Below are 24552 nucleotides of genomic sequence, written 5' to 3'. Positions count from 1 at the left end.
CTCCCCGGTTGTTGTAAGCAGTTTTTGTTTTGGCCTCATTGAGAGGCGTGGAAGGTGCGGCCAAGCGAGGCGGGTGCGCGGCTTTTGTCGGCCGACATGATGACCAGCACCAGGATGGTGATGAGATACGGAGACATTGCCAAGTATTCCACCGGAATCGCAATACCTGCCGCCTGCAAATTGAGTTGTAGCACGTTGATGCCGCCGAAAAGATAGGCGCCAAGCAGAACGCGCCACGGCTTCCAGCTTGCGAACACGACCAGCGCGAGGGCGATCCAGCCGATGCCTGCGGTCATGCCTTCGGTCCACTGGGGCACGCGGATCAGCGAGATATAGGCCCCGCCAAGCCCGGCACAGGCTCCGCCGAACATGATGGCAAGGATGCGCACGCGGATCACGTTGTAACCAAGCGCATGGGCGGCGTCGTGGCTTTCGCCCACGGCGCGCAGCACCAGGCCGCCGCGCGAGAATTTCAGGAAGGCCCAGACGGCGGCGCAGAGCGCGATGCCGATATAGAGCACGGGGTCATGGGAAAAGAGAATCGGGCCGATGACCGGGATGTCGGAAATCACCGGCAGGTCGAGCTTGGCCATGGCCGGGGGTTTGATGCCGACATAGGACTGGCCCATGAGGGCCGAGAGGCCGAGGCCGAAAAGGGTGAGGGCCAAACCGCTTGCGACCTGATTTGCGAGGGCAAACTGGGTCAGGAAGGCAAAGAGCAGCGACAGAAGCGCCCCGCCGATGATCGCCGCGATCAGGCCGAGGAAGGGCGAGCCGGTTTCCACCGAGATCGCAAAGCCCGATATCGCGCCGACGATCATCATGCCCTCGACACCGAGGTTCAGCACACCGGCCTTTTCGACCACGAGTTCGCCGATGGCCGCCAGAAGGAGGGGCGTGGCCGCGACCATGAGGGAGGCAATCAGCAGGACGGGGTTGATGGCGGAAAGGTCCATTATGCGGCTCCCTTTGCAGCGAATTTCACGCGGTAGTTGGTGAGCAGGTCCAGAGCCAGCAGGAAGAACAGGAGCATGCCCTGAAAGACCTGAATGGCGGCAGAGGGCAGGCCGAGATTGCCCTGGGCAATCTCACCGCCAATGTAGGTCAGCGCCATGAGCAGCCCTGCCAGCAGGATGCCCACGGGATGCAGGCGGCCGAGGAAGGCGACGATGATGGCGGTGAAGCCGTAGCCGACGTTGAAGTCGATGCTGATCTGACCGGAGGGGCCGGACACTTCGAAGAGACCCGCCATGCCCGCCAGCGCGCCCGAGGTGCCAAGGCAGAACAGGATCAGCCGTGTGGGATTGACGCCCGAGAAGCGCGCGGCGCGGGGGGCTTCGCCCGTGAGGCGGATGTTGAAGCCGAGGATGTGACGGTTCAGGAGCACATAGGCGAAGATCACCGCGATAAAGGCAAAGGCCATGCCCCAGTGCAGGCCCGCGGCCTCGTTGATCCAGCTGGTTGCCGAAGGATAGTCGTTGAGGTTGCGCGAGCCGGGAAAGCCGTGGCCTTCGGGGTTTTTCAGAAGGCCGAGCGACATCGAGGCGAGGAGTTGTTCGGCCACGTAGACGAGCATCAAGGAGACGAGGATTTCGTTGGTGCCGAATTTGACCTTCAGAAGTGCCGGGATCATGGCCCATGCCCAGCCGCCAAGTGCGCCTGCGAGGATCATCAGGGGGAAGATCAGGATGCTTTCGGTGGGGTAAAAGGCAAGGCCCACCCCGGCGCCGCAGATCGCACCGATGACGTATTGGCCTTCGGCCCCGATATTCCAGATACCGGCCTTGAAGCCCAGCGAAAGGCCAATGGCGATGAGGACCAGCGGCGCGGCTTTGACCAGCAGTTGCGGGCGGTAGTAGAAGGCGTACTCACCCAGCACCGGGTCCCAGAAGATCGTGCGGATCGCCTCGAACGGGTTCTTGCCAAGCGCGGCGAACAGCAAGCCACCGGCGATCATGGTGATCAGCACGGCAATCAGCGGGGTTGCCATCGACAGAGTGCGCGACGGCATGGGGCGTTTTTCGAGCTTGATCATGCGTCTTCTCCCACTTGCGCGACTTCCATGCCGTGGGCGCCGCCCATCATCAGGCCGATTTCATCAATGGTCAGACCCGCCGCCGGGCGGATGTCGGAGAGGCGGCCTTCGTTCAGCGCGCCGAAACGGTCGGAGATTTCCATGAGTTCGTCGAGATCCTGTGAGATGACCACGATGGCCGCGCCATTGGCGGCAAGGTCCAGAAGCGCCTGCCGGATGGCGGCAGCAGCGGCGGCGTCCACGCCCCATGTGGGCTGGTTCACGATGAGGACTTCGGGGCGCTGCAGAACCTCGCGCCCGATCACGAATTTCTGCAGGTTGCCCCCCGAAAGCGCGCGGGCCGCGACATGGGGGCCGGGGGTGCGTACGTCGAAATCCTTGATGATCTTCTCGGCGAAGGCGGTGGTGCCGGACCAGTTGACAAAACCCTTGCCGGTCAGCTTTTCGCGGATGGCCCCGGTGAGGAGCGCATTTTCGGTCAGGCTCATGTCAGGAGCAGCGGCATGGCCGAGCCGTTCTTCGGGGGCCGCGAGAATGCCCATCTTGCGCCGGGCGTTGGGGCCGAGATTGGCGACCTCCTTGCCGTTGACCTTGACCGCGTCTTTCCACGTCAGGGTTTCACCGGAAAGCGCGGCGAGAAGCTCGTCCTGTCCGTTCCCGGCGACCCCGCCGATGCCGAGGATTTCCCCGGCGCGGACGGTGAAATGGATGTTCTTCAATTTGGTGCCAAAGGGTGTGGCCGGTTCGAGCGACAGGCCGGAGACATCGAGCACCACTTCGCCGGTTTTCTCGGTCGTGCGGGTCGGGGTCTGCAGTGTGTCGCCCACCATCATTTCGGCCATGTCGCGGGCCGAGGTTTCCGCAGGCACGCATTCGCCCACGTTCTTGCCCAGCCGCAGGATCGTGGCGTGGTCACAAAGCGCGCGGATTTCCTCGAGCTTGTGGGAGATGTAGAGGATCGAGGTGCCTTCCTCTTTGAGCTTGTTCAGGGTCTTGAACAGGATGTCGACCTCTTGCGGGGTGAGCACGCTGGTCGGCTCGTCCATGATCAGCAGCTTGGGATCCTGCAAAAGGCAGCGAATGATCTCGACCCGCTGGCGTTCGCCTGCCGAGAGATCGCCGACGGTGCGGTTGGGATCGAGCGGCAGGCCGTAGGTTTCCGAGACCTTGCGGATGCGGCGGGCAAGATCGCCCATCGGGGGCGGGTCTTCCATGCCAAGCGCGACGTTTTCGGACACTTTCAGCGCATCGAACAGCGAGAAATGCTGGAACACCATGGCAACGCCTGCGGCGCGGGCGGCCTTGGGTTCGGCGGGGGTGAAGGACTGACCCTTCCATGTCATCGTGCCGCTGTCGGGTTTCACAAGCCCGTAGATCATCTTGACCAGTGTCGACTTGCCGGCGCCGTTTTCGCCGAGCAGCGCGTGCACCTCGCTTTCGCCGATGTCAAAGGACACATTGTCGTTCGCGACGACCCCCGGATAGGCCTTGGTCAGCCCGGAGATGCTCAGCAAAGGTGCAGTCATGGTCACGTCCCTTCTTGGCCGTCTTTTGCGGCCGCTTGTCCCGACGGTTCTGGCGCGTCGTTGTCTGTCATTTGGCGGCCTAACCCTAGGGAGGGGAAGGTCGTTTCTGCAAGAGAAACTTGGACTTAGACGGAGGCGCAAAAAGGGTTGACGGCACCGCCGGATGCGCAGAATAAGGGGAAATCCCTGTGAAATTAATGGGTAAACAATTGCAATTTTCAATGAATTGTTGAAAGTGTTGCACCTCTGGCGTGGTTATTATTTGAGCAGGTTTCGCGGTTTGAGAAGGCTGGGGGCGCTGCCCCCGTCGCGAGCAGCCGTGTGGACCCCGCTCGTTCACGCCTGAAACGGACCACTGACCGTTTCCGAGACAGCGCTCCCCGCCGGGGTACTTCCGGAAAAAGAATGAGCTGGGTGCGCGATTGACGGGATCGGGGATTTCATCGGTCGGGCGGCTGGGATAGCCTGTCGGCATGAGCAGCGAACCCCGATTCATTCACCTGAGAACCCATACCGAATACTCCTTGTTGGAGGGCGCGGTGCGGGTGAAAAAACTGCCCGCGCTTTGCGAGAAGATGGGCATGCCCGCGGTGGCGGTCACCGACACGAACAGCCTTTTTGCGGCGCTGGAGTTTTCGGTCACGGCCAGCGGTGCGGGCATTCAGCCGATCATTGGCTGCCAGGTGGATGTGACCATGCCCAACCCGGACCAGTCCGGGCGGTCGCAGGCGCCCGCGCCGGCGCCGGTTGTTCTGTTGAGCCAGCGCGAAGAGGGCTATGAGAACCTCATGAAACTGTCCTCGTGTCTGTATGTGGACAAGGGCGGGCAGTTGCCGCAGGTCACGATGGAGGAACTTGAGGCGCATTCGGGGGGGCTGATCTGTTTGACCGGCGGGCCGGAGGGGCCGGTGGGGCGGATGCTTCAGCAGGGCCAGCGCGAGGCCGCCGAGGCGTTGATGGCGCGGTTCAAGACGATTTTTGGCGACCGGCTTTATGTCGAGTTGCAGCGCCATCCCGGCGAGACCGGACAGCCCGAGGCGGAGCAGCTGACCGAGCGGGGCTTTGTCGAGATGGCCTATGGGATGGATATTCCGCTTGTCGCGACAAATGACGTCTATTTCCCAGAAACCGGGATGTACGAGGCGCATGATGCGCTGATCTGTATTTCGGAAGGGGCCTATGTCGACCAGCAGGAGGGGCGGCGGCGTCTGACGCCGCAGCACTATTTCAAGAGCCAGCAGGAAATGGTGACGCTGTTTGCCGACCTGCCCGAGGCGATTGAAAACACGGTCGAGATCGCGCGCCGATGTGCGTTCATGGCCTATCGGCGGGATCCGATCCTGCCGAAATTTGCCGATGACGAGGTGGCGGAACTGCGCCGCATGGCCAACGCAGGGCTGCAGGACCGGTTGGCGGTGATCCCGCATGCGGTGAGCGTTGAGGAATATCAGGAACGGCTGGATTTCGAGCTGGGCATCATCGAGGGGATGGGGTTTCCGGGCTACTTCCTGATCGTGGCCGACTTTATCCAGTGGGCCAAGGACAATGACATCCCGGTGGGGCCGGGGCGGGGCTCGGGGGCGGGTTCTCTGGTGGCTTACGCGCTGACCATTACCGACCTTGATCCGCTGCGCTACAGCCTTCTTTTTGAACGGTTCTTGAACCCGGAACGGGTGTCGATGCCCGACTTTGACATCGACTTCTGCATGGATCGCCGGGAAGAAGTGATCCGGTACGTGCAGGAGAAATATGGCCGCGACAAGGTGGGGCAGATCATCACCTTTGGTGCGCTTTTGTCCAAGGCGGCGGTGCGCGATATCGGGCGGGTGTTGCAGATGCCCTATGGGCAGGTGGACCGGTTGTCCAAGCTAATCCCGGTCGAGGGCGTCAAACCGATGTCGATCTCGGACGCCTTGAAGGAAGAGCCGCGATTGCGCGAAGAGGCGCGCAACGAAGAGGTCGTGGACCGCCTGTTGAAATACGGGATGCAGGTCGAGGGACTTTTGCGCAATGCCTCGACCCACGCTGCCGGTGTGGTGATCGGGGATCGGCCTCTGGATGCGCTGGTACCGCTTTACCAGGATCCGCGTTCGGACATGCCCGCCACCCAGTTCAACATGAAGTGGGTCGAACAAGCGGGGCTGGTGAAGTTCGACTTTCTGGGGCTGAAAACGCTGACGGTGATCCAGAACGCGATTGAACAGATTCATGCCAGCGGGCGGCCATTGCATGTCGCCGCGGATGGGACGCAGCTTTATGAACCGGCGGAGGGGGCGGAGAACCAGATCAACGCCATTCCGCTGGATGATGAACCGACTTACAAGCTTTATGCCTCGGCCAAGACGGTGGCGGTGTTCCAGGTGGAATCGACGGGCATGATGGATGCCCTGAAGCGCATGAAGCCGACCTGTATCGAGGATATCGTGGCGCTGGTTGCCTTGTATCGTCCGGGGCCGATGGAAAACATTCCAACCTATTGCGAGGTCAAGAACGGGTTGCGCGAGATCGAATCCGTGCACCCGCTGATCGACCATATTCTTGAGGAAACTCAAGGCATTATCGTTTACCAGGAACAGGTGATGCAGATCGCACAGGTCATGGCAGGGTATAGCCTTGGCGGCGCGGACCTGTTGCGCCGGGCGATGGGTAAGAAGATCAAGGAAGCGATGGACGCCGAGCGGCCCAAGTTCGAGAAGGGCGCGGGCGAAAATGGCGTGGATGCCAAGAAAGCCTCGGAGGTTTTCGACCTTCTTGAGAAGTTCGCCAACTATGGTTTCAACAAGTCGCACGCGGCGGCCTATGCGGTGGTGTCCTACCAGACGGCGTGGCTCAAGGCGAACCATCCGGTCGAGTTCATGGCCGGGGTGATGAACTGCGATATTCACCTGACGGACAAGCTGGCAGTTTACTTCGAAGAGGTAAAGAAACAGTTGAAGCTCCCGTACGTTCCGCCCTGCGTGAACCGCTCGGATGCGACGTTCAAGGTGGTCGATGGGGCGCTGGTCTATGCGCTGGGCGCGCTCAAGAACGTCGGTGTCGAGGCGATGAAGCTCGTGGTCGAGGGGCGCAAGGTGGATGGCGTCGAGAAACCTTTTGCCACGCTTTACGACTTTGCCCGCCGGGTGGACCTGAAGAAGGTGGGCAAGCGCCCGCTGGAGATGCTGGCGCGGTCGGGGGCGTTTGATCAGCTTGATCCGAACCGGCGGCGGGTGTTGGAGAGTCTGGATTCTCTTGTCGGATATTCAGCGGCGATTTTTGAGCAGAAGGCCAGCAATCAGGTGTCCTTGTTCGGCGAGGCGGGGGATGATCTTCCCGAGCCGCGCTTGTCGCCCGTGGGCGATTGGCTGCCTGCCGAGAAGCTGGATGAAGAGGCCAAGGCCATCGGATTTTTCCTTTCAGGTCATCCACTTGAGGATTACATGCCCGCGCTCAAGCGCAAGCAGGTGATGACCTTGGATGACCTCACCGAGAAGGCGCGGGGCGGGGCGATGATTGCCAAGATCGCGGGCCGTGTGTCGGGGCGGCAGGAGCGGAAATCGGCCAAGGGGAACCGCTTTGCTTTTGCCCAGCTGAGCGATCCGACGGGCGCCTATGAGGTCACGATTTTCAGCGATACGCTGGAGAAATGCCGGGATTACCTTGAGACCGGGTCCAAGGTGGTGGTCACGGTCGAAGCGACGATGGAGAGCGATCAGCTCAAGCTTCTGGCGCGGTCCTTTGCGCCGGTGGATACGATCGTGGCGGATGCCGGGGCGGCGGGGTTGCGCATTTTTCTTGAGGATATGCAGGCGGTTACGCCCGTGGCCAACGTGTTGCAGGGGGCGGCGGAGAGCCTTCGGGGGACGCCGCGCGGGCCGGTTGTGCTGTGCCTGATGGACCCGGCGCTTCCGGGTGAGGTGGAGATGGATCTCAATGCCGAGTTCCCGGTCAATCCCCAGATCAAGGGTGCGCTGAAATCGCTCGAAGGGGTGATGACGGTGGAAGAGTATTAACGCGCTCAGGCGAATCGAAGGTTAACGGCCTTGTTTTGCTGGATTTGCGCGTCGGTATCACGTCGGTATTGTGTCGGTAACGCGTCGGTATGGGCTGGCGCGCGGGCAAAAAACGCCGAGTGTTAAGGCGGCGGGCGCAAGGGTTTGTTAGGGATTGGTGGGTTTTGGCGGGTCGCTCCCGGAGTCAAGGCGCGCTTGCGCGCCGCCGGGCGATTGCCAGACCGCCCGCACGGGCTGGCAACTTATGGGCATCATGCGCAATGGATAACTCGGACGTGGGTGGCGAGATAAAGTGCCCGCCGACCGCGTCGGATGCCAACCCGCGGTCTGGCAGTCGCCCTATCTACCGCCGACGCCGCACCGGCTTCTTACGGGTTTCAGGTGGTTTCGCCCCGTCCAGTCCCAACTGATCGCGGACGATGCGACGGCGGACTTCCTCGACCTGACCGGGTTTCAGATCGCCCAGTTGGAACGGGCCATAAGAGACGCGGATCAGGCGGTTCACGGTGAGGCCGATTGCCTCCATCGCACGGCGAATTTCACGGTTCTTGCCTTCGCGCAGGCCAATGGTGGCCCATGCGTTCGCGCCTTGTTGACGGTCGAGCGTGATCTCCATGGGCTGAAAATGCTCGCGGTCCACGACGATGCCTTCGCGCAGAGGCGCGAAAGTGTCTTCGGTGGGGCGACCGTTGATGCGCACACGGTATTTGCGCAGCCAGCCGGTGGAGGGCAGTTCCAGCTTGCGTTTGACGCCGCCGTCGTTGGTCAGCAGCAAAAGCCCTTCGGAATTGAGGTCGAGCCGTCCGATGGTCATGACGCGGGGCAGGGTGTCGGGCAGGTGATCAAAGATCGTTTCGCGGCCCTTTTCGTCCTTGTTCGAGGTCACGAGGCCCGCGGGCTTGTGATAGAGCCAGATGCGTTCGGGATCGGGCTCGCCCACGGGTTTACCGTCAACGGTGATCCGGTCCTTGGCGGTCACGTTGAGGGCGGGGCTGGTGAGTTTCTTGCCATTCACCGAAACCCGGCCCGCTTCGATCATGCGTTCGGCCTCGCGGCGGGAGGCGACTCCGGCGCGGGCGAGGACTTTGGCGATACGGTCCCCGGCGGGGCTGTCGGATTTGGGTGTTTTCTGGGTCATGCTTCTCCCTCTAGCGGGGTTTGGGGGATTGCGAAAGGGGCCAAGGCGGGGCAGTGATGGGGCATGACGTTCAAGAGCCATATGGATCAGGCGCTGGCCGAGGCGCGCGCCGCCGCCGGACGCGGCGAGGTGCCGGTGGGCGCAGTTGTCGTGTCGCCCGACGGCAAGGTTGTTGCGGCGGCGGGCAACCGGACGCGGGAATGGAACGATCCGACGGCCCATGCCGAGATTGTCGTCCTGCGCGAAGCGTGCCGGATGCTTGGCAGTGAGCGTTTGCCCGGTCATGATCTCTACGTGACGCTGGAGCCCTGTCCGATGTGTGCGAGCGCGATCAGCCAGGCACGGATTGCGCGGGTCTATTATGGTGCGTCCGATCCCAAGTCGGGCGGTGTGGCGCAGGGGCCGCGCGTGTTTGCGCATCCCCAGAGCCATCACGTGCCCGAGGTCTATGACGGGATTGGCGCGGTTGAGGCCGAAGAGTTGCTGAAGGCGTTTTTCGCGGCGCGGCGCCCGGACTAGGGCCGCGCCGGAGTTGATCAGGCCGGAACGACAAATATCTCGCGCGGGACATTGGCGAGCGGCTGTCCGCCTTCGGGGGTGATGACAAAGCTTTCGGTGATCGCGACACCCCAATCCGGCGTCCAGAGGCCGGGCATCAGGTGGAAGGTCATGTTTTCTTCGAGTGGCGTCGTGTCGCCGGGGCGCAGGGAGATGGTGCGCTCGCCCCAGTCGGGCGGGTAGCTGAGGCCGATCGGATAGCCGGTGCGGTTGCCTTTGACATAGCCCGCGCGCGCAAAGCTTTCGTAAACACAGGCCGCGACCTCTTCGCTGGTCACGCCGGGTTTGGCCGCGGCGAAGGTGTCGGAGATGGCGGTGAGCACGGCGTCCTCGGCGCGGCGGATGTCGGCGGGAGGTTCGCCAAGATAGAGCGTGCGGCTGATCGGGCAGTGATAGCGGTGATAACAGCCGGAAATCTCGAAATAGGTGGCTTCGCCGGGGGTCAGGGGCCGGTCATTCCACGTGATATGCGAGGCCGAGGCTTCGGTGCCCGACGGGGCAATCGGGGCAATGGCCGCGTAGTCTCCGGCGATGCCGGGCAGGCCCGCGACCCCGGCGGCCTGAACCTCGGCCACAAGTTCATGTTTGGGCCGGCCTGCACGAAAGCCCGCACGCAGGGTGGCGTGCATGTGTTCGCTGAGTTGCCCGGCCTTGCGCATCATGGCCAGCTCGGCGGGGCTTTTGACGGTGCGCTGCCAGTTCACGAGGCCGGTGGCGTCGGTGATCTGGTCCTGTCCGAATGCTTCGAGCAGCACCTGATGCGACTTGGCCGAATAGTAGTAATTGTCCATCTCGACCCCGAGGGCGCGGGTCCAGCCGCGGTCGCGCAGGTGGGCCACCAGCGCCTCGTAGGGGTGGTGGTCGGGGTGCTGGACATGTTCCTCGGGCCAGTCGAGCAGGTGATCGTCTTGCATCCATGTGGTCTGGGCCGCGCCGGGGCGGTCCTGTGTGCGGCCCCACCAGAGCGGATCGCCCGATTTGTGCAGGACGACGGCCTGGGGGACATAGAAGCTCCAGCCGTCATACCCGGTCAGCCACGCCATGTTGGACGGATCGGCCACGATCAGCGTGTCGATGCCTTGGCTCGCCATGGCGGCGCGGGTCTTGGCAAGGCGGTCGGCGTATTCTTCGGGCGTGAAATCGCTGGCGGGCATCAGGTGTCCTTTTCCTTGGGACGCAGTTGATAGGTGAGGTGGTCGCCGTCCAGCCCCTTGAGCGGCTGCGTGGACGGGTCCGCGAAACGGTAATCCGCGCCGGTTCCTGCAATCAAGCGTGTTGCGTCGGACAGGCGAATTTCGCCGGGGCGGGCAAGATTGGCGATGCGCGCGGCCTTGTTGACCACGGTGCCGAAGAAATCGTTCCTCGAGCGGATCACCTCGCCGGTATGGATGCCGATGCGCACGGCGATCTGCGGCTCGGTTTCATTGGCCGCGACACGCGCCTGAAGGGCCAGCGCGGCGTTGAGTGCGCCGCGCGCGGAAGGGAAGGCGGACATGGTGCCATCGCCCAGCGACTTGACCAGTTCGCCGTTCTGTGCGGCGATCACGGCGGTGACGTCCTGCATGTGGCGGGCGAGCACCTGCATCCAGACCCGATCCCCGACAAGCGCCGCAAGAGAGGTCGAGTCGGCAATGTCGGTGAACATGATCGAGGCCAGACCCTCGTCGCCAAAGTCGAACTCTTCGGCCTGTGCGGCGTCGAGCAGGGATTGGATGGCCGAGTGTTCGAGCCCCAGTTTTTCGAGGTTCGAGGTGGCCTCGGAAATGTGGTGCTGGATCATTTTCCAGCCGCCCTGTTCCAGCACGAAGACAAAGGTGGCCCGGTGCGTGCCGGTGGCGCCCGTGGTCGCGAAGTGGAACCGGCTTGTGTAAAAGGCCCAGCCGGTGTCGCCGTTTTCAAAAGCGGTGATCTCGACCTCGGTTTCGGTGAAGTCGGGCACTTCGGCGAGATGGGCGGCGATGCCGTCGCGCACGATGGCCCCGTGCCACGCCTCGCCCTCGGCCGTGCCGACATAGAGCAGCGCGTCATTCTGGCTGAGGTAGTGGGGCAGGTCGGTGACGTCATGGTTGCGGATCGCGCTGGTGAAGCGGCGCACGATCGCCTCGATCTCGGGGGAGGGGCGGATCATGTGGACCACTCCAAGGCATACGTGACATGGTCGCCGTCGAACCCTTTGAGCCTTGCGCTGTGCGGAGCGGAAAAGGCAAAGCCGCTGGCCCCACCCACCATGGCACGGGTAATGTCAGAGACCCGTATTTCGCCCGATCCGGCGGTGGCAGTGATGCGGGCCGCCTTGTTCACGACATTGCCAAAGAAATCGTCGTCCGATTGCACGACGTCACCTGTATGGATGCCGATGCGCAGTTGCAGGTGGGGCTCGCTGGCTTGCTCGGTCATGGCACGTTGAATGTCGACGGCGGCGGCAAGGGCCGCCTTGGCCGACGAAAAGCTCGACAGGGTACCGTCTCCCAGCGATTTGACGAACTGTCCCTCATGTGTCTCGACAATACCACGCAGGTGGTTGAAGTGTTCCGAGACGCGCGCTGACCAGACCCTGTCGCCAAGCGCGTTGGCGAGGGTCGAACTGTCGACGACGTCGGTGAACATGACCGAGGCCAGACCTTCGCGCTGGCCAAGGGCAAAACCCTGTTGGGCCGCCTCGGTCAGGGCCTGTATCGCCTTGTGTTCATTGCCGATAATCAGCGCGTTCGAGACCGGCACCGAGGCGTGGCGCTGAATGATCTTCCAACTGCCATCTTCGAGCGTGAAAACGAGCGTGGTGCGGAAGGTGACAGGTTGATCTGGGCGGTTTTCGAACCAGAAGCGATGGGCAAAGAAGGACCAGCCCGCGCCGTTGCTTTCAAAGGCCTCGGCGGCAAGCTCTTCCTTGCGGATCAGCTCGGGCACCTCGTGAAAATGATCGCCGATGGCCTGTCGCACGGCGGGGCCAAGCCAATGCTCATCCTCGGCAGAGCCGACAAAGCGCAGATGTGCCCCGCTGGACAAGAAGTTCTGCAATTCGCTGGGATGGCGGGTGACAATCGCGTCATACCAGCGCCGTGACACGGCCAGTAGTTCGGGGGAGGGGCGGATCATGTGGACCACTCCAGCCGATGGACAAGGTGCTCGCCCTCAAACCCCTTGAGCGCAACCGAGGCAGGCGCGTCAAAGGTGAACTCGGTCGTATCCCCGACCATGGTGCGGGTCGCGTCCGAGACCCGGATGTCGCGTGCTCCGGCAGAGGCCGCAATGCGGGCGGCCTTGTTGACGACCGACCCGAAGAAATCGGCCTCGGTCTGGACAACGGGGCCCGAATGGATGCCGATCCGAAGCGTGATCGACGGTCCGTCAGACTGTTCCACGGCTGTCTGGATCGCGCGCGCGGCCTGCAGGGCGGCGGCGGGCGCGGCAAAGCTGGACATGGTGCCGTCGCCCAGCGATTTCACGAATTGCCCGCCGCCCTGTTCGATGATCCTGCGCAGCGTGCCGAAGTGTCGGGCAATTTCAGCGGACCAGAGCCTGTCGCCCATCACAGAAGCAATGCGCGCGGAATTCACGATATCGGTGAACATCACCGTGGCAAAGCCTTCGCGTTGATCCAGCGCAAACCCCTCTTGCGCGGCGGCCACGAGATCGGCAATCGCCGATTGGTCAGCGCCGATCATCTCGATATTGGGGATTGGAACCGAACCGTGGCGATGCACGATCTTCCATGCGCCATCTTCCAGCACGAAAACCAGCGTGGTGCGCACGCTGAACTGCCGGTCGGGTTGATTGGCAAAGATTAGCTCGTGATTGAGACAGGCCCAGCCGGTTGCGCCGTTTTCATAGGCTTCGGCAAAGGTTTCCTCGTGGCGGATCAGCGAAGGGATGACGCCAAAGAAATCGCCGACGCCCTCGCGCACCGCGCTTCCGGTCCAGATCTCATCCTCGGCGGTTCCGACAAACTGCATGTATTCCCGCTTCGTGACCATGTTGCGCAGATCGCCGGGTCTCTTGTTCGGAATGGCATCGATCCATCGGCGGGCAACGGCGAGCAATTCCGGTGAAGGGCGAACTTCGCTCATGCCTGCCAGTCCAGTTGATAAAGCGTATGGTCTCCCTCCAACCCCTTGAGCGCCACCGAGGTGGAGGGGCCAAAGGAAAACTCCGACGCGCCGCCCACCATGATGCGGGTGGCATCCGAGAGGAGAATGCTGCCCGGTGCGGCCAGAGCGGCGATGCGGGCGGCCTTGTTCACAACGGTGCCAAACATGTCGCCATCGCGTTCGACAAGGTCCCCGGTGTGCAACCCGATGCGGATTTGCAGCTTGGGTTCGCTGGTGCTGGCCTGCATGGCCTGTTGCAAGCCCGTGGCCGCGAGAAGCCCCGCGCGGGAGGAAGAAAAAGAGGCCATGGTGCCATCGCCCAGCGTCTTGATCAGGGTGCCGCCATGGTCAGAGATGATCCGGCTCACCTGATCCACATGCGCGTTCACGGCGGCTGTCCAGCGCGCGTCGCCGATGGTTTGGGCGATCGCGGTGCTGTCGGCAATATCGGTGAACATGATCGTGGCAATGCCGGTCTGAGCGAGGTCTGCCGGTGCAGAGAGGGCCGCATCGACCAGATCTTCGAACCCTTCGGCCTCGTAGCCAAGCGCCTGCATATTGGCCACCGGGTTCGAGTTCATCACCAGCACGATGCGCCAGACACCTTTTTCCAGTGCGAGCACAAAGACCGAGCGGAACTTGATCGATTTGCCGGTGTCGCGGGCAAAGGTGTCTCCGTGCCATTCGACCCAGCCAATGTCGCCACAGGAAAAGCCGCGAAATTCAGTGCTGGACCAATCAAAGCGCGGGATTTCATCCATGTAATGCGGCAGGGTGCGTTTGAGTGCAGCCCCGCGCCAGATTTCATTATCCGCCGAGCCGACATAAGAGAGCGCCGGATCATCCGACAGGAGGTTGACCACCGTCTCCTTGTCGCCCCGCGCATAGGCGCGCAGCCACCTTTCCACGATGGGCCCAAGCTCGGCCGACTGGGTGATCCCGGCGCACATTGTCCCTCAGACCTCGATGGCCTGCATCACCTCGGGTTCGATCACGTCGACTCCGGGCAGGCCCGCCTTGAGCGCCTCGGCATCCTGTTCGAGGATCGGGAAGGTCTTGTAATGGCAGGGGATCACCGTCTTGAAGTTGAAATAGCGTTTGGCCGCATAGGCGGTGCCCTTCATGTCCATGGTGAAATGCCCGCCCGCCGACAGGATGCCGATCTCGGGTTTGTAATAATCCCCCATCCAGTCCATGTCGGCCATGATGTCGGTATCGCCCGAGACATAAACGGTCTTGCCCTCGGCCCGGATCATGTAACCCACCTCTGTGCCTGACGCCTTGGGGCCTTCGGGGGTGCCGAAACAGGAACTGTGCGAGGCTGGCACCATGGAAAGCTGCACCCCGCCAAGGTCGACAGTACCGCCCTTGTTGAAGCCGATCGTCTCGATATGCTCGTGTTCGGCCCAATAGCCCATGAGATCATATTGCCCGACCACCGGGACCTTGAGCTTGCGCGCCAGCGGCAGCATGTCGGCGACGTGGTCGAAATGCGCGTGGGTCAGGATCAGGTGGGTGGCGCCCGCGACGGCAGCGTCGTGGCTCTCTTCGGGCAGGACCGGGTTGCCGGTGAGCCATGGGTCGATCAGCAGCACCTTGTCGCCGGTTTCGATGCGAAAGGATCCGTGGCCAAGCCAGATGATTTGCATGAAGACTCTCCCTATGTCTGAAATGGATTGAATTCAGACTAACACGGGTTTGCGGCGAGGGAAGAGACCAGATGGACTGGACGCGCGCGGTGGATGGATATTGCGAACGGGGGGACCCGGGCTATTGGGCCGAGCCGGTCAACGCGGTGACCAATGCCGCTTTCCTGATCGCGGCGCTGATCATGTGGCGCCGGGTGCAGGGCGTGGAACGGGGGGCAGACCTGGGCGTGGCGCGGCTGCTTTGCGGCGTGCTGGCGATGATCGGAATCGGCAGTTACCTGTTTCACACCCATGCGCAGGTCTGGGCCGGAGTGGCGGACGTGCTGCCGATCGCGGTCTATGTGCTGATCTACATTGCGCTGGCGAATCGCGCCTATTGGGGCATGCGCTGGCCGCTGGCGCTGGGCGCAACGGCGCTGTTCTTTCCCTACGTGGCGCTCACCGTGCCGCTGTTTCAGCGCCTGCCCTTCCTTGACGTCTCCGCCGGATACTGGCCGATCCCGCTGTTGATCGCCGCCTATGCGCTGCTCCTGCGCCGCCGCCTGCCGGATGTTGCGCGCGGGCTGGCCATCGGGTCCGCGCTCCTCGCGCTGTCACTTACCTTTCGCAGCCTTGATGACACCCTTTGCGGCGCGATCCCCATTGGCACCCACTTCCTGTGGCATATCCTCAATGCCGTGATGCTGGGCTGGATGATCGAGGTCTACCGGCGCCACGTGATCCGGGTTCGCTGATCCCGCCCTTCATTTTGCCAAAAATACTCAGGAACAGGCTCAGCTTGCTGAGCCGGGCCCAACCCCTCAACGGGCATCTTTGATGCACTTTGAGGGGGCGGGAGCATTCCGTCGCTGGAAAGCAGGCCAAGCGCTTGCACCGCGCGGGGCAGGGCGGTAAAGGCTGTGACGCACGTTTCAACCGGAGAGACCTCGCTCATGTCGATTGACAAGGACACCGCCGCGCGCGTTGCCAAGCTGGCGCGCATCAAGGTCGAAGAAGACGCCCTGCCTGCGCTGGCGCAGGAGTTCAACACCATCCTGGGCTTTATCGAACAGCTCAACGAGGTGGATGTCGAGGGCGTCGAGCCGATGACCTCGGTCACGCCGATGCGGTTGAAGCGGCGCGAAGACGTGGTCACGGATGGCAACCAGCAGGACAAGATCCTGTCCAACGCCCCGGACGCACGTGAAGGCTTTTTTGCAGTTCCGAAGGTGGTTGAGTGATGAGCGATCTGAACAAGCTGGGGCTGGCCGAAGCCCGTGACAAACTGCGTGCCAAGGAAGTGACCTCGGTCGAGCTGACGCAAGCCTGTCTGGACGCCATCGAAGGTGCAGGTGCTCTGAACGCCTTTGTGCACAACACGCCTGATCTCGCGCTGGAACAGGCCAAGGCGGCAGATGCGCGCATTGCCCAAGGCGACGCGCCCGACATGTGCGGCCTGCCGCTGGGTATCAAGGACCTGTTCTGCACCAAGGGCGTGCCGTCGCAGGCCGCTTCGGGCATTCTCGAAGGCTTCGTGCCGGAATACGAATCCACCATCACCCAGAACCTGTTTGATGCAGGCGCGGTGATGCTGGGCAAGCTCAACATGGACGAATTCGCCATGGGCTCGTCCAACGAAACCTCTGTCTATGGCAACGCGGTGAGCCCGTGGCGCCGGGGCAATGAAGACACGCCCCTGACGCCGGGCGGCTCGTCGGGCGGTTCGGCCAGCGCGGTGGCTGCAGACCTCTGCCTTGCCGCGACCGGCACCGATACTGGCGGCTCGATCCGTCAGCCGGCTGCCTTTACCGGCATCACCGGCATCAAGCCGACCTACGGGCGCTGCTCGCGCTGGGGTGTCGTGGCCTTTGCCTCTTCGCTCGATCAGGCCGGGCCGATGACCAAGAACGTGCGCGACGCGGCGATCATGCTGGAAACCATGTGCTCGCATGACCCCAAGGATTCGACCAGCGCCGATATTCCGGTGCCGAATTTCGAGGCCATGCTCACCGGCGACATTCGCGGCAAGAAGATCGGTATCCCGAAAGAATACCACATGGACGGGATGCCCGCCGAGATCGACGCACTCTGGGCCGAGGGGCGTGACATGCTCAAGGCGGCCGGGGCCGAGATCGTCGATATCTCGCTGCCGCACACGAAATACGCGCTGCCGGCCTATTACGTGATCGCGCCGGCCGAGGCGTCGTCGAACCTCGCCCGCTATGACGGCGTGCGCTATGGCCACCGCGCAACGCTGGCGGCGGGCGATGGCATCACCGAGATGTACGAGAAAACCCGCGCCGAAGGCTTTGGCCACGAGGTTCAGCGCCGGGTCATGGTGGGCACCTATGTGCTCTCGGCTGGCTTCTATGACGCCTATTACAACCGCGCCCGCAAGGTGCGTGCGCTGATCAAGAAAGACTTTGACGACGTGTTCGCCGCCGGGATCGACGCGATCCTGACTCCGGCGACGCCGTCGGCGGCCTTTGGTCTGGGCGAGATGAACGACGAAGATCCCGTCAAGATGTATCTCAACGACGTCTTCACGGTGACCGTCAACCTTGCCGGGCTGCCGGGGATCGCCGTGCCGACCGGGCTTGATGCACAGGGTCTGCCGCTGGGCCTGCAGCTGATCGGGCGTCCGTGGGAAGAAGGCGATTTGCTGAATACTGCCTACGCGCTGGAGCAGGCGGCCGGATTTGTGGCCAAGCCTGCGAAATGGTGGTAAAACCCCTGCCAAGCAATAAAAAGCAAGGCAGATAGGGCAGAAAATGAAGCGGATCCTCCTCATCGGATGTGCGCTGACGGGATTGGCGGCATGCCAGCCGCAGATTCCCGACAGCGCGGCAGGCGTTGGTTTTGACAACGCGGTGAACTCGCCGCAGGCGCGCGCGCGCCGCGAATCGCAGCTCTCCGGGCCAGCCGTGCCGCCGCCACAGGCCGTGAGCCAGGAAACCATTCCCGAAGCGCCTCGTGTTGCCGCCGTCCCGGTCGCGCCAGCCGCCGCGCCCATGGCCACAACGGCCACGGCCCGCGCGCCTGCACCAACTCCGACCGCGGTGCCGGCGCCGGTGCCGACCGCTACCGCCGTGAGCGCTGCGCCGCTCTCTGCGACACGCACCACCAGCTCGGAAGCCAGCGACATCGCGCGCGAGACCGAGGCCGCGCTTGCGGCCGCCAGTGCCAATTCCGGCGAACGCCCGCTCGAGGCGAGCCCGTCGAACCCGGCCCCGGCGGTGATCTCGAACCCGGGCATCTCCAACGAGAACGATTTTGCCGCCGTGGGACAGCGCCGCTCGATCGAGGCCGATGCTGCCCTGCGCCAGCAGAACAAGGCCAATTACACGGTGATTGCCCCCACCGCCGTGCCGGAACGCACCGGCAATACCGGCCCCAATATCGTGGCCTATGCGCTTTCGACCACCAACCCCAAGGGCACACGCGCCTATCAGCGGATCGGCTTCAGCTCGGCGTCGCGCTATGAAAAGAACTGTGCCAAATACGCCCGCGACGACCTGGCCCAAAGCGCGTTCCTGTCCAAGGGCGGCCCCAAGGTCGACCGGCTGGGACTGGACCCGGACGGGGATGGCTATGCCTGTGACTGGGATCCGGCCCCCTTCCGCAAGGCGGCGCGGAACTGACCCCGTGACGGGGATCATTGCGCATCCTTCCCCCAATTACGGGCCGCGCCGCGACGGGCTGCGGCCCGAATTCGTGGTGCTGCACTACACGGCAATGGAAAGCGCCGAGGCCGCGCTGGACCGGCTTTGTGATCCGGGGCCCGAGGTCTCAGCCCATTACCTGATCTGCGAGAAGGGCCGCGTCTTCCAACTGGTGCCCGAAGACATGCGCGCTTGGCATGCGGGCGCAGGCCGCTGGCAGGGCAAGGACGATATCAACTCCCGCTCGATCGGCATCGAACTGGCCAATCGCGGCACGCATCCGTTTTCCGAGCCACAAATGGCGGCGTTGGAAACCCTGCTCCCCGGCATCATGACACGCTGGGAAATCCCGCTTCTGGGAGTGATCGGCCATTCCGACATGGCGCCGGGGCGCAAGTTCGATCCGGGCGCCCGGTTTGACTGGCAGCGCCTCGCGCGTCAGGGGCTGTCGGTCTGGCCAAAAACGGCACATGGCACCGCGCAGGCGCTGGAATGGGCGGCGCTGGCCACCGCCTTCGGCTATCCGATGGACGACGCCGCTGCCACGCTGGCCGCATTCCGCGCCCGGTTCCGCCCCTGGGGCAGCGGCCCTGTCACCGAGGCGGATGCGCGCATCCTTGAAGGGCTTCTCTCCACGTCCTGATCTTCATTTTGCCCAAAATACTCAATAACCGCCCCCGCCATGCGCGCCGCAATTGACGCAAGGGGCGCAACCGCCTACATGCAACCCCGCGCAGAGGGCCGGATGGCCGCGGGGGCTTCGGTCCGCGAGGAAAGTCCGGACTCCACAAGGCAACGGTGCCGGGTAACGCCCGGCCGGAGCGATCCGAGGGAAAGCGCCACAGAGAACAGACCGCCTTTCATGCCCCTCGCGGACATGATGGGTAAGGGTGAAACGGTGGGGTAAGAGCCCACCGCGCTTCTGGCAACAGCGGCGGCACGGCAAGCCCCACCGGGAGCAATGCCAAATAGGGACCGCGCGTGAGCGATCACAGGGGCGCCTTGCCCCGAGCAGGTCCGGGTTGGCAGCTAGAGGGCATCCGGTAACGGGTGCCCAAGATGAATGGTCATCGGCGGCGGGGCGACCCGCCGTGACAGAATCCGGCTTACAGGCCCTCTGCGCGTATTTTTGGCAAATAACTTCCGGCCGGATCACTCACTGAGATTGGCGTCGAGAAAGTGGACGATCCGCGCGCTGAGCGGCATGCGCGAACCGTCATCGCCCAGCGAAACCGCGTTATGCGGGTAAAAATGCGCAAATCCCGGGATCCAGTTCAGCGAATAGTCGATTCCGGCTGCTTTCATCAGGGAGACGATCCCCGGCAATTGGCCCAGTTGCAGGTGTTCGTCGAACTGGGAATAGGCAAGCAGGGTGGGGGGCAGGTCATCAAACCCGGCAACCGAGTCGTGATCATAAAGGATATCCGGACCCGAAAGCGGAAAGATCGCCGCCAGCGGAGCACGCATCCCCAATGCGACGTTCAGCGTGATCCCGGCCCCAGCGGAATGCCCGCCCATGGCAATTTTCTCCGGGTCGATGTTGAAACGCTCGGCGTTCTCGATCACGAAGGACACGGCCTTGTTCACATCTTCGGCCCCCGCCAACGCCGCGTTCCACAGAAAGAGCCGGTTTTCGGGCGTGTTCTCCAATCCGGGAAGTCCCGACGAGACTCTTGCGCGCACGGTGCCCTCGAATGCCTGATCCGTGATGAAGGCGCTCACATCCTCGACAAGATGATTTTCGCCCGGTTTTTGCGCCACCACCGGGTTTTCCTGAGCGAGACGGTACTCCACGACAAAAACGACATAGCCAAGGGGGGCGAGCAGACGTGCGTAGTCTTCCGGACGAGAATGAACAGCCGCTTCCAGTTGGAATGGCGCAAGGCGACGACCACCCCGATGATATGCACCGCCATGCACATATATGACGGCGGGCCGTCTTGTCCCCGGCGCAAAGGTCCCCCGCGTGTAGTCGCTGTTTTCGGCCACCGGTGTGTAGGCATCCATGAGAAGCGGGCGCTTCTTGATGTCGCCATCCTGAGAGACCAGCCCTGTGCCGAAGGGAATATCAAATTCGACCTTATAGCCAAAAGCGCCATCTGCAGCGGCGCAGCTGGGAAAAAGACCGATCGTGACAAGAGCCAGAAGGGCCGCAATACTTTGTCGGGGCATTGAAGCGGTCTCCGCGCGAACAATGATGCACATGGTGCTCTGGTCAATAGAGTTTTGCAATGTCGTCCACCTTGCCGTTACGGCGGGGGCAGACAGGTACGGCGCGCCCGGCTAGTCTCGGCGCGAACAGGAGAGGGCAGGGCATGACCATCGTTGAAGAAATTGCATTGCGCCAGTCGGTGCGCTTCGGGCTGATCCTGATCGGGCTGCTTGCCACTGTCGTCTATGCGCTGTTCTTCTGCCATCGCGGGCCCAGCCGCGCCAAGACGCTGGTCAAGGCGATCCCCATGCCCGCCTTTGCCGCCGCCGCTGCGGTGAGCTTTGGCAACCCGGTGGTGGTCGGCGCGCTGTTGCTGTCTGCGGTCGGGGACATCGCGCTCAGCCGCGACGGAGAGCGGTCCTTCCTGATTGGTCTGATTGCCTTTGCGCTGGCCCATGTGGCCTATATCCTGCATTTCTGGGGGCTGTCGGCAGGGGTTCCGGATGCATGGCTGCCGATTGCGCTGATCCTGCTGTTTGCCGCCTCGACCGAATTCTGGCTGGCGCCCTATACCGGCGACCTGAAAGTCCCTGTGCGGGTTTACGTGGTGCTGATTTCGCTGATGGGGATCACGGCGCTGGGCCTGCCGGGCCTGCCGTTGGCGGTGATCGGCGCCTTTGCCTTTCTCGCCTCGGACACGATCCTGTCACTCCAGCTTTTCCGCATGTCCGACAGCTCTCCATGGCAGCGCCCGGCCTCGATCGCGCTCTGGCTGCTCTATGCGCTGGGACAATTCGCCATCCTTGCCGGGGCGGGCTGGTCAACGCCGCTCTTCCAAATCCCTTGATTTGGGAATAGGTGAAGGGGACGATTTTCGGAGGCCCCATGGCGTTTTTCAAGAAACTCAAGGACAAGCTGTTCAAATCCTCCTCGCGGCTCGAAGAGGGCCTTGACGCGATTGTCGAGGACGGGGGCGAAGAAGTGGTGGTCGACACCGCGCCCGAACCGGTTGCCGCGCCGACACATTCGCCCACCCCGGACCCTGTACCGGAACCTGCGCCTGTGCCCTCCCCCGAAGCGGAACCCACACCGACACCGGACCCTGCGCCGGCCCCTGTGACCGCGCCGGAACCGACCCCAAGACCGTCCCCCGCCCCTGAACCGTCCCCCGTGCCCGAACCGGTGCCTGCCGCAATACCGGAACCGACCCCGGCGCCCGCCAAACCGGGCTTCCTGCAGCGCCTGACCGGGCGCAGCGCGCCGAGTGAGGTCAAGCGCGTTCTCGACGATGACATGCTGGAAAGCCTCGAAGAGCTGTTGATTACGTCGGACATGGGCGTGGACACGGCGCTGCGCGTGACCGCGAACATCGCCGAGGGGCGCTTTGGCAAGAAACTCTCGTCGCGCGAGATCAAGGAGTTGCTAGCGGGCGAAGTGGCCCGCATCATGGAACCGGTCGCGCGCCCATTGCCGCTTTACCCGTCCAAACCGCAGGTTGTGCTGGTGGTGGGCGTGAACGGGTCGGGCAAGACCACGACCATCGGCAAGCTGGCCAGCCAGTTCCGCAGCGCGGGCAAGAACGTGGTGATCGCCGCCGGGGATACCTTCCGCGCGGCGGCCGTCGAACAGTTGCAGGTCTGGGGTGAGCGCGCCGGTGTGCCGGTGATGACCGCGCCCGAAGGCTCCGACCCGGCGAGCCTTGCCTTTGACGCCATGACGCGGGCCGAAGCCGAGGGCGCGGACCTTCTGATGATCGACACGGCAGGGCGGTTGCAGAACCGTGCCGACCTGATGGAGGAACTCGCCAAGATCGTGCGGGTGATCCGCAAGAAGGACCCGGAGGCGCCGCACAACACGCTGCTGGTGCTGGATGCGACGACGGGTCAGAACGCGATCAGCCAGGTCGAAACCTTCCAGAAACTGGCCGATGTCTCTGGCCTTGTCATGACCAAGCTCGACGGCACCGCCAAGGGGGGCATCCTAGTCTCGCTCGCCGACAAATTTGGCCTCCCGATCCACGCGATTGGTGTTGGCGAACAGATCGACGATCTTGCCCCGTTCGACCCCGAGGAGTTCGCCGCCGCCCTGACCGGGCTGGACAGGTGACGCCCGTCTGCGGGGGATGCCGGGCTTTGGCCCGACGTCCAAGCCATGGCTGACTGGCTGATCTCTCTCGAAGGCACCGAGGCCGGTCATCAGGTCGCGCTTGCATTGGCGCTGCTTGCCGCCTTCCTGCACGCCGTCTTTGGCGCGCTGCAAAAGGGGCGGCACGATCCGTGGCTCAGCCGGGGGGCGATCGACTTTTCCTATGGCGCGATGGCGGCGCCTTTCGCGCTTTTCGTGGTGCCATGGCCCGAACCGCATATGTGGCCGATCCTTGCGGGGGCCTTTTTCATCCATGTCGGCTACAAGCTCATGCAGAGCTGGGCCTATACCAAGGGCGCCTTTACCGTCGTTTACCCGGTGGTGCGCGGCACGGGGCCGTTTTTCACGGTGATCGGCGCCTACCTGATTTTTGGCGAGACCTTTTCCGGCCTGCAATGGCTGGGGGTGCTGGTGCTGATGGGGGGGATTCTCGGGCTGGCGGGCTATAACATGGTGTTCATGACCTCGGGGCGCGAGACGCTGGGCATGGCGATGGTGCTGGCGGTGATCACCGGGTTGTTCGTGGCGCTTTACACGACCTATGACGCCTACGGCATCCGCGCCACGGCCAACCCGTTCACCTTCCTTGCGTGGTTTTTCTTCATCGACGGGCTGTTCTTTCCGGTGCTGGCCTTTCTGCGTTGGCGCTCGATGGTGCACCCACCCGCGCCGGGACCGCTCATGCTGCGCGGGTTCATCGGTGGATTGATCGCCTTTGCCAGCTTCGGCTCGGTCATGCTGGCCACGCGGCTCGACAAGGTGGGCGAGGCGGCGGTGCTGCGCGAAACCTCGACGGTGTTTGCCGCCGTAATCGGGTGGATTTTCCTGAAAGAAACCGTGGGCCCGCGCCGGGTGGCGTTGATGGCATTGATTGCGCTGGGGGCTGTGATAGTGGAGATGGGAGGCTGAGAGGACGCGTACGAATGGACGACACAACCAACGAAAAGAAGATCAACCCGACCCTGAAATTCGCGCTCGAGATGGGGCCGATCATTGTCTTCTTCGCCGCCTATCTCTGGTTGCGTGAGCGGACTTTCACGATCGGCGACACGGATTACGAGGGGTTCATCATTGTCACGGCAGGTTTCGTGCCGCTGATGATTGCCTCCAGTCTCGCCCTGTGGCGGCTGACGGGGAAACTCTCCAAGATGCAGGTGGCCACGCTGGTGCTCGTCGTGATCTTCGGCGGCCTGTCGGTGTGGCTCAATGATGACCGCTTCTTCAAGATGAAGCCGACCATGATCTACCTGCTGTTCGGCGGGTTTCTGGGTGTCGGGCTGCTACGCGGGGAAAGCTACCTCAAATATGTCATGGACGAGATGTTGCCGCTGAAACACGAAGGCTGGATGATCCTGACCCGGCGCCTGACGCTGTTCTTTTTCGTGCTGGCGGTGCTCAACGAGGTGATCTGGCGCACGCAAAGCACCGATACATGGGTCTATTTCAAGACCTTTGGCCTGACGGCGGGAGTGTTCATTTTCTTCCTGACACAAGGCAAGCTGTTTCAGGAATATGCAGTCGAGGAAGATGACTGACGCGGCCTGCCGCGCCTGATCTTTCTTTTTCCAAAAATACCCCGGGGGTGGCGTTTGAAAATGCGGGCATTTTCAAACCAGGGGGCTGGCCCC

22 protein-coding genes and 1 other RNA gene are annotated in these 24552 nt (G+C 63.0%); 12 read left to right on the top strand and 11 right to left on the bottom strand.

Going from position 1 to position 24552, the window contains the following annotated elements:
• Nucleotides 1-35 precede the first annotated feature (35 nt).
• Genes ACS3QZ_RS11450 through ACS3QZ_RS11440 form a run of 3 tightly spaced genes read right to left on the bottom strand, consistent with a single transcriptional unit; the run spans nucleotide 36 to nucleotide 3561 of the window.
• Complete coding sequence (locus ACS3QZ_RS11450; RefSeq protein ID WP_093091208.1) at nucleotides 36-956, bottom strand: ABC transporter permease; 921 nt, start codon at nucleotides 954-956, stop codon at nucleotides 36-38.
• Complete coding sequence (locus tag ACS3QZ_RS11445) at nucleotides 956-2035, bottom strand: ABC transporter permease (protein WP_456037944.1); 1080 nt, start codon at nucleotides 2033-2035, stop codon at nucleotides 956-958. The genes ACS3QZ_RS11450 and ACS3QZ_RS11445 overlap by 1 nt, the downstream gene beginning before the upstream one ends.
• Nucleotides 2032-3561, bottom strand: a complete 1530-nt coding sequence (locus ACS3QZ_RS11440; protein ID WP_456037943.1) for an ABC transporter ATP-binding protein — start codon at nucleotides 3559-3561, stop codon at nucleotides 2032-2034. The genes ACS3QZ_RS11445 and ACS3QZ_RS11440 overlap by 4 nt, the downstream gene beginning before the upstream one ends.
• Before the next feature lie 473 nt (nucleotides 3562-4034).
• Between ACS3QZ_RS11440 and dnaE the strand changes: the two genes are divergently transcribed.
• A complete protein-coding gene (gene dnaE / locus ACS3QZ_RS11435; protein ID WP_456037942.1) occupies nucleotides 4035-7553 on the top strand; it encodes a DNA polymerase III subunit alpha in 3519 nt (1172 codons plus the stop codon).
• Nucleotides 7554-7896: 343 nt separating this feature from the next.
• On the opposite strand, the gene ACS3QZ_RS11430 is transcribed toward dnaE, so the two are convergent.
• A complete protein-coding gene (locus ACS3QZ_RS11430; RefSeq protein ID WP_456037941.1) occupies nucleotides 7897-8691 on the bottom strand; it encodes a pseudouridine synthase in 795 nt (264 codons plus the stop codon).
• Nucleotides 8692-8754: 63 nt separating this feature from the next.
• On the opposite strand from ACS3QZ_RS11430, the gene ACS3QZ_RS11425 reads away from it, so the two are divergent.
• A complete protein-coding gene (locus ACS3QZ_RS11425; RefSeq protein WP_456037940.1) occupies nucleotides 8755-9210 on the top strand; it encodes a nucleoside deaminase in 456 nt (151 codons plus the stop codon).
• Between the two features lie 17 nt (nucleotides 9211-9227).
• On the opposite strand, the gene ACS3QZ_RS11420 is transcribed toward ACS3QZ_RS11425, so the two are convergent.
• The 6 genes from ACS3QZ_RS11420 to ACS3QZ_RS11395 are packed head-to-tail and all read right to left on the bottom strand — an operon-like array spanning nucleotide 9228 to nucleotide 14986.
• Entirely contained in the window at nucleotides 9228-10403 is a 1176-nt protein-coding gene (locus tag ACS3QZ_RS11420) for a M24 family metallopeptidase (protein WP_456037939.1), read from the bottom strand.
• Nucleotides 10403-11377, bottom strand: a complete 975-nt coding sequence (locus tag ACS3QZ_RS11415; RefSeq protein ID WP_456037938.1) for a nuclear transport factor 2 family protein — start codon at nucleotides 11375-11377, stop codon at nucleotides 10403-10405. Before ACS3QZ_RS11415 ends, ACS3QZ_RS11420 begins: the two co-directional genes overlap by 1 nt.
• Nucleotides 11374-12345 carry an adenylate/guanylate cyclase domain-containing protein gene (locus ACS3QZ_RS11410; RefSeq protein ID WP_456037937.1) on the bottom strand — a complete coding sequence of 324 codons (972 nt, stop codon included), beginning with the start codon at nucleotides 12343-12345 and terminating at the stop codon, nucleotides 11374-11376. Before ACS3QZ_RS11410 ends, ACS3QZ_RS11415 begins: the two co-directional genes overlap by 4 nt.
• Nucleotides 12342-13316, bottom strand: coding sequence for an adenylate/guanylate cyclase domain-containing protein (locus ACS3QZ_RS11405; protein ID WP_456037936.1), 975 nt, complete (start codon nucleotides 13314-13316; stop codon nucleotides 12342-12344). The genes ACS3QZ_RS11410 and ACS3QZ_RS11405 overlap by 4 nt, the downstream gene beginning before the upstream one ends.
• A complete protein-coding gene (locus tag ACS3QZ_RS11400; RefSeq protein ID WP_456037935.1) occupies nucleotides 13313-14287 on the bottom strand; it encodes an adenylate/guanylate cyclase domain-containing protein in 975 nt (324 codons plus the stop codon). Before ACS3QZ_RS11400 ends, ACS3QZ_RS11405 begins: the two co-directional genes overlap by 4 nt.
• Before the next feature lie 6 nt (nucleotides 14288-14293).
• Nucleotides 14294-14986, bottom strand: a complete 693-nt coding sequence (locus ACS3QZ_RS11395; protein WP_456037934.1) for a metal-dependent hydrolase — start codon at nucleotides 14984-14986, stop codon at nucleotides 14294-14296.
• 71 nt (nucleotides 14987-15057) lie between these two features.
• Between ACS3QZ_RS11395 and ACS3QZ_RS11390 the strand changes: the two genes are divergently transcribed.
• From ACS3QZ_RS11390 to rnpB, 6 genes are all read left to right on the top strand, one after another.
• The gene (locus ACS3QZ_RS11390) at nucleotides 15058-15720 is read left to right on the top strand and encodes a ceramidase domain-containing protein (protein ID WP_456037933.1); all 663 of its coding nucleotides are present in this window, start codon (nucleotides 15058-15060) and stop codon (nucleotides 15718-15720) included.
• Between the two features lie 198 nt (nucleotides 15721-15918).
• Nucleotides 15919-16206: an Asp-tRNA(Asn)/Glu-tRNA(Gln) amidotransferase subunit GatC gene (gene gatC, locus ACS3QZ_RS11385; protein WP_093091182.1), complete on the top strand. Its 288-nt coding sequence runs from the start codon at nucleotides 15919-15921 to the stop codon at nucleotides 16204-16206.
• Entirely contained in the window at nucleotides 16206-17693 is a 1488-nt protein-coding gene (gene gatA / locus ACS3QZ_RS11380) for an Asp-tRNA(Asn)/Glu-tRNA(Gln) amidotransferase subunit GatA (protein WP_456037932.1), read from the top strand. The genes gatC and gatA overlap by 1 nt, the downstream gene beginning before the upstream one ends.
• 43 nt (nucleotides 17694-17736) lie before the next feature.
• Nucleotides 17737-18606 (top strand): hypothetical protein, encoded by an 870-nt coding sequence (locus ACS3QZ_RS11375; protein ID WP_456037931.1) that lies wholly within the window; start codon nucleotides 17737-17739, stop codon nucleotides 18604-18606.
• A 4-nt stretch (nucleotides 18607-18610) separates the two neighbouring features.
• Nucleotides 18611-19270, top strand: a complete 660-nt coding sequence (locus ACS3QZ_RS11370; protein ID WP_456037930.1) for an N-acetylmuramoyl-L-alanine amidase — start codon at nucleotides 18611-18613, stop codon at nucleotides 19268-19270.
• Between the two features lie 90 nt (nucleotides 19271-19360).
• Nucleotides 19361-19752: RNase P RNA component class A (gene rnpB, locus ACS3QZ_RS11365), an RNA gene on the top strand.
• 27 nt (nucleotides 19753-19779) lie between these two features.
• Here rnpB and ACS3QZ_RS11360 read toward each other — a convergent pair.
• Nucleotides 19780-20799, bottom strand: a complete 1020-nt coding sequence (locus tag ACS3QZ_RS11360; protein ID WP_456037929.1) for an alpha/beta hydrolase — start codon at nucleotides 20797-20799, stop codon at nucleotides 19780-19782.
• A 143-nt stretch (nucleotides 20800-20942) separates the two neighbouring features.
• Here ACS3QZ_RS11360 and ACS3QZ_RS11355 point away from each other — a divergent pair, with 143 nt between their 5' ends.
• From ACS3QZ_RS11355 to ACS3QZ_RS11340, 4 genes are read left to right on the top strand one after another with little or no spacing between them, the layout of a single operon-like run.
• Nucleotides 20943-21626 (top strand): lysoplasmalogenase, encoded by a 684-nt coding sequence (locus ACS3QZ_RS11355; protein ID WP_456037928.1) that lies wholly within the window; start codon nucleotides 20943-20945, stop codon nucleotides 21624-21626.
• Between the two features lie 38 nt (nucleotides 21627-21664).
• Complete coding sequence (ftsY, locus tag ACS3QZ_RS11350; RefSeq protein ID WP_456037927.1) at nucleotides 21665-22885, top strand: signal recognition particle-docking protein FtsY; 1221 nt, start codon at nucleotides 21665-21667, stop codon at nucleotides 22883-22885.
• Nucleotides 22886-22930: 45 nt separating this feature from the next.
• On the top strand, nucleotides 22931-23833 hold the full coding sequence (locus ACS3QZ_RS11345; RefSeq protein ID WP_456037926.1) for an EamA family transporter: 903 nt from the start codon (nucleotides 22931-22933) through the stop codon (nucleotides 23831-23833).
• Between the two features lie 14 nt (nucleotides 23834-23847).
• On the top strand, nucleotides 23848-24459 hold the full coding sequence (locus tag ACS3QZ_RS11340; RefSeq protein WP_456037925.1) for an inner membrane-spanning protein YciB: 612 nt from the start codon (nucleotides 23848-23850) through the stop codon (nucleotides 24457-24459).
• Nucleotides 24460-24552 lie beyond the last annotated feature (93 nt).

Source organism: Shimia sp. W99, assembly GCF_053851455.3.
Note: the sequence above shows the minus strand (reverse complement) of the source record. Positions and strands in the feature narration are given on the sequence as shown.

What these genes read in the sequence shown, in the direction of transcription:
- ftsY (WP_456037927.1), top strand. Translation starts at nt 21,665, where the DNA reads ATGGCGTTTTTCAAGAAACTCAAGGACAAGCTGTTCAAATCCTCCTCG.
- ACS3QZ_RS11445 (WP_456037944.1), bottom strand. Translation starts at nt 2,035, where the DNA reads ATGATCAAGCTCGAAAAACGCCCCATGCCGTCGCGCACTCTGTCGATG.
- ACS3QZ_RS11360 (WP_456037929.1), bottom strand. Translation starts at nt 20,799, where the DNA reads ATGCCCCGACAAAGTATTGCGGCCCTTCTGGCTCTTGTCACGATCGGT.
- ACS3QZ_RS11410 (WP_456037937.1), bottom strand. Translation starts at nt 12,345, where the DNA reads ATGATCCGCCCCTCCCCCGAACTACTGGCCGTGTCACGGCGCTGGTAT.
- ACS3QZ_RS11440 (WP_456037943.1), bottom strand. Translation starts at nt 3,561, where the DNA reads ATGACTGCACCTTTGCTGAGCATCTCCGGGCTGACCAAGGCCTATCCG.
- ACS3QZ_RS11430 (WP_456037941.1), bottom strand. Translation starts at nt 8,691, where the DNA reads ATGACCCAGAAAACACCCAAATCCGACAGCCCCGCCGGGGACCGTATC.
- ACS3QZ_RS11450 (WP_093091208.1), bottom strand. Translation starts at nt 956, where the DNA reads ATGGACCTTTCCGCCATCAACCCCGTCCTGCTGATTGCCTCCCTCATG.
- ACS3QZ_RS11415 (WP_456037938.1), bottom strand. Translation starts at nt 11,377, where the DNA reads ATGATCCGCCCCTCCCCCGAGATCGAGGCGATCGTGCGCCGCTTCACC.
- ACS3QZ_RS11345 (WP_456037926.1), top strand. Translation starts at nt 22,931, where the DNA reads ATGGCTGACTGGCTGATCTCTCTCGAAGGCACCGAGGCCGGTCATCAG.
- ACS3QZ_RS11400 (WP_456037935.1), bottom strand. Translation starts at nt 14,287, where the DNA reads ATGTGCGCCGGGATCACCCAGTCGGCCGAGCTTGGGCCCATCGTGGAA.
- ACS3QZ_RS11390 (WP_456037933.1), top strand. Translation starts at nt 15,058, where the DNA reads ATGGACTGGACGCGCGCGGTGGATGGATATTGCGAACGGGGGGACCCG.
- ACS3QZ_RS11395 (WP_456037934.1), bottom strand. Translation starts at nt 14,986, where the DNA reads ATGCAAATCATCTGGCTTGGCCACGGATCCTTTCGCATCGAAACCGGC.
- ACS3QZ_RS11340 (WP_456037925.1), top strand. Translation starts at nt 23,848, where the DNA reads ATGGACGACACAACCAACGAAAAGAAGATCAACCCGACCCTGAAATTC.
- ACS3QZ_RS11420 (WP_456037939.1), bottom strand. Translation starts at nt 10,403, where the DNA reads ATGCCCGCCAGCGATTTCACGCCCGAAGAATACGCCGACCGCCTTGCC.
- gatA (WP_456037932.1), top strand. Translation starts at nt 16,206, where the DNA reads ATGAGCGATCTGAACAAGCTGGGGCTGGCCGAAGCCCGTGACAAACTG.
- gatC (WP_093091182.1), top strand. Translation starts at nt 15,919, where the DNA reads ATGTCGATTGACAAGGACACCGCCGCGCGCGTTGCCAAGCTGGCGCGC.
- ACS3QZ_RS11355 (WP_456037928.1), top strand. Translation starts at nt 20,943, where the DNA reads ATGACCATCGTTGAAGAAATTGCATTGCGCCAGTCGGTGCGCTTCGGG.
- ACS3QZ_RS11375 (WP_456037931.1), top strand. Translation starts at nt 17,737, where the DNA reads ATGAAGCGGATCCTCCTCATCGGATGTGCGCTGACGGGATTGGCGGCA.
- dnaE (WP_456037942.1), top strand. Translation starts at nt 4,035, where the DNA reads ATGAGCAGCGAACCCCGATTCATTCACCTGAGAACCCATACCGAATAC.
- ACS3QZ_RS11425 (WP_456037940.1), top strand. Translation starts at nt 8,755, where the DNA reads ATGACGTTCAAGAGCCATATGGATCAGGCGCTGGCCGAGGCGCGCGCC.
- ACS3QZ_RS11405 (WP_456037936.1), bottom strand. Translation starts at nt 13,316, where the DNA reads ATGAGCGAAGTTCGCCCTTCACCGGAATTGCTCGCCGTTGCCCGCCGA.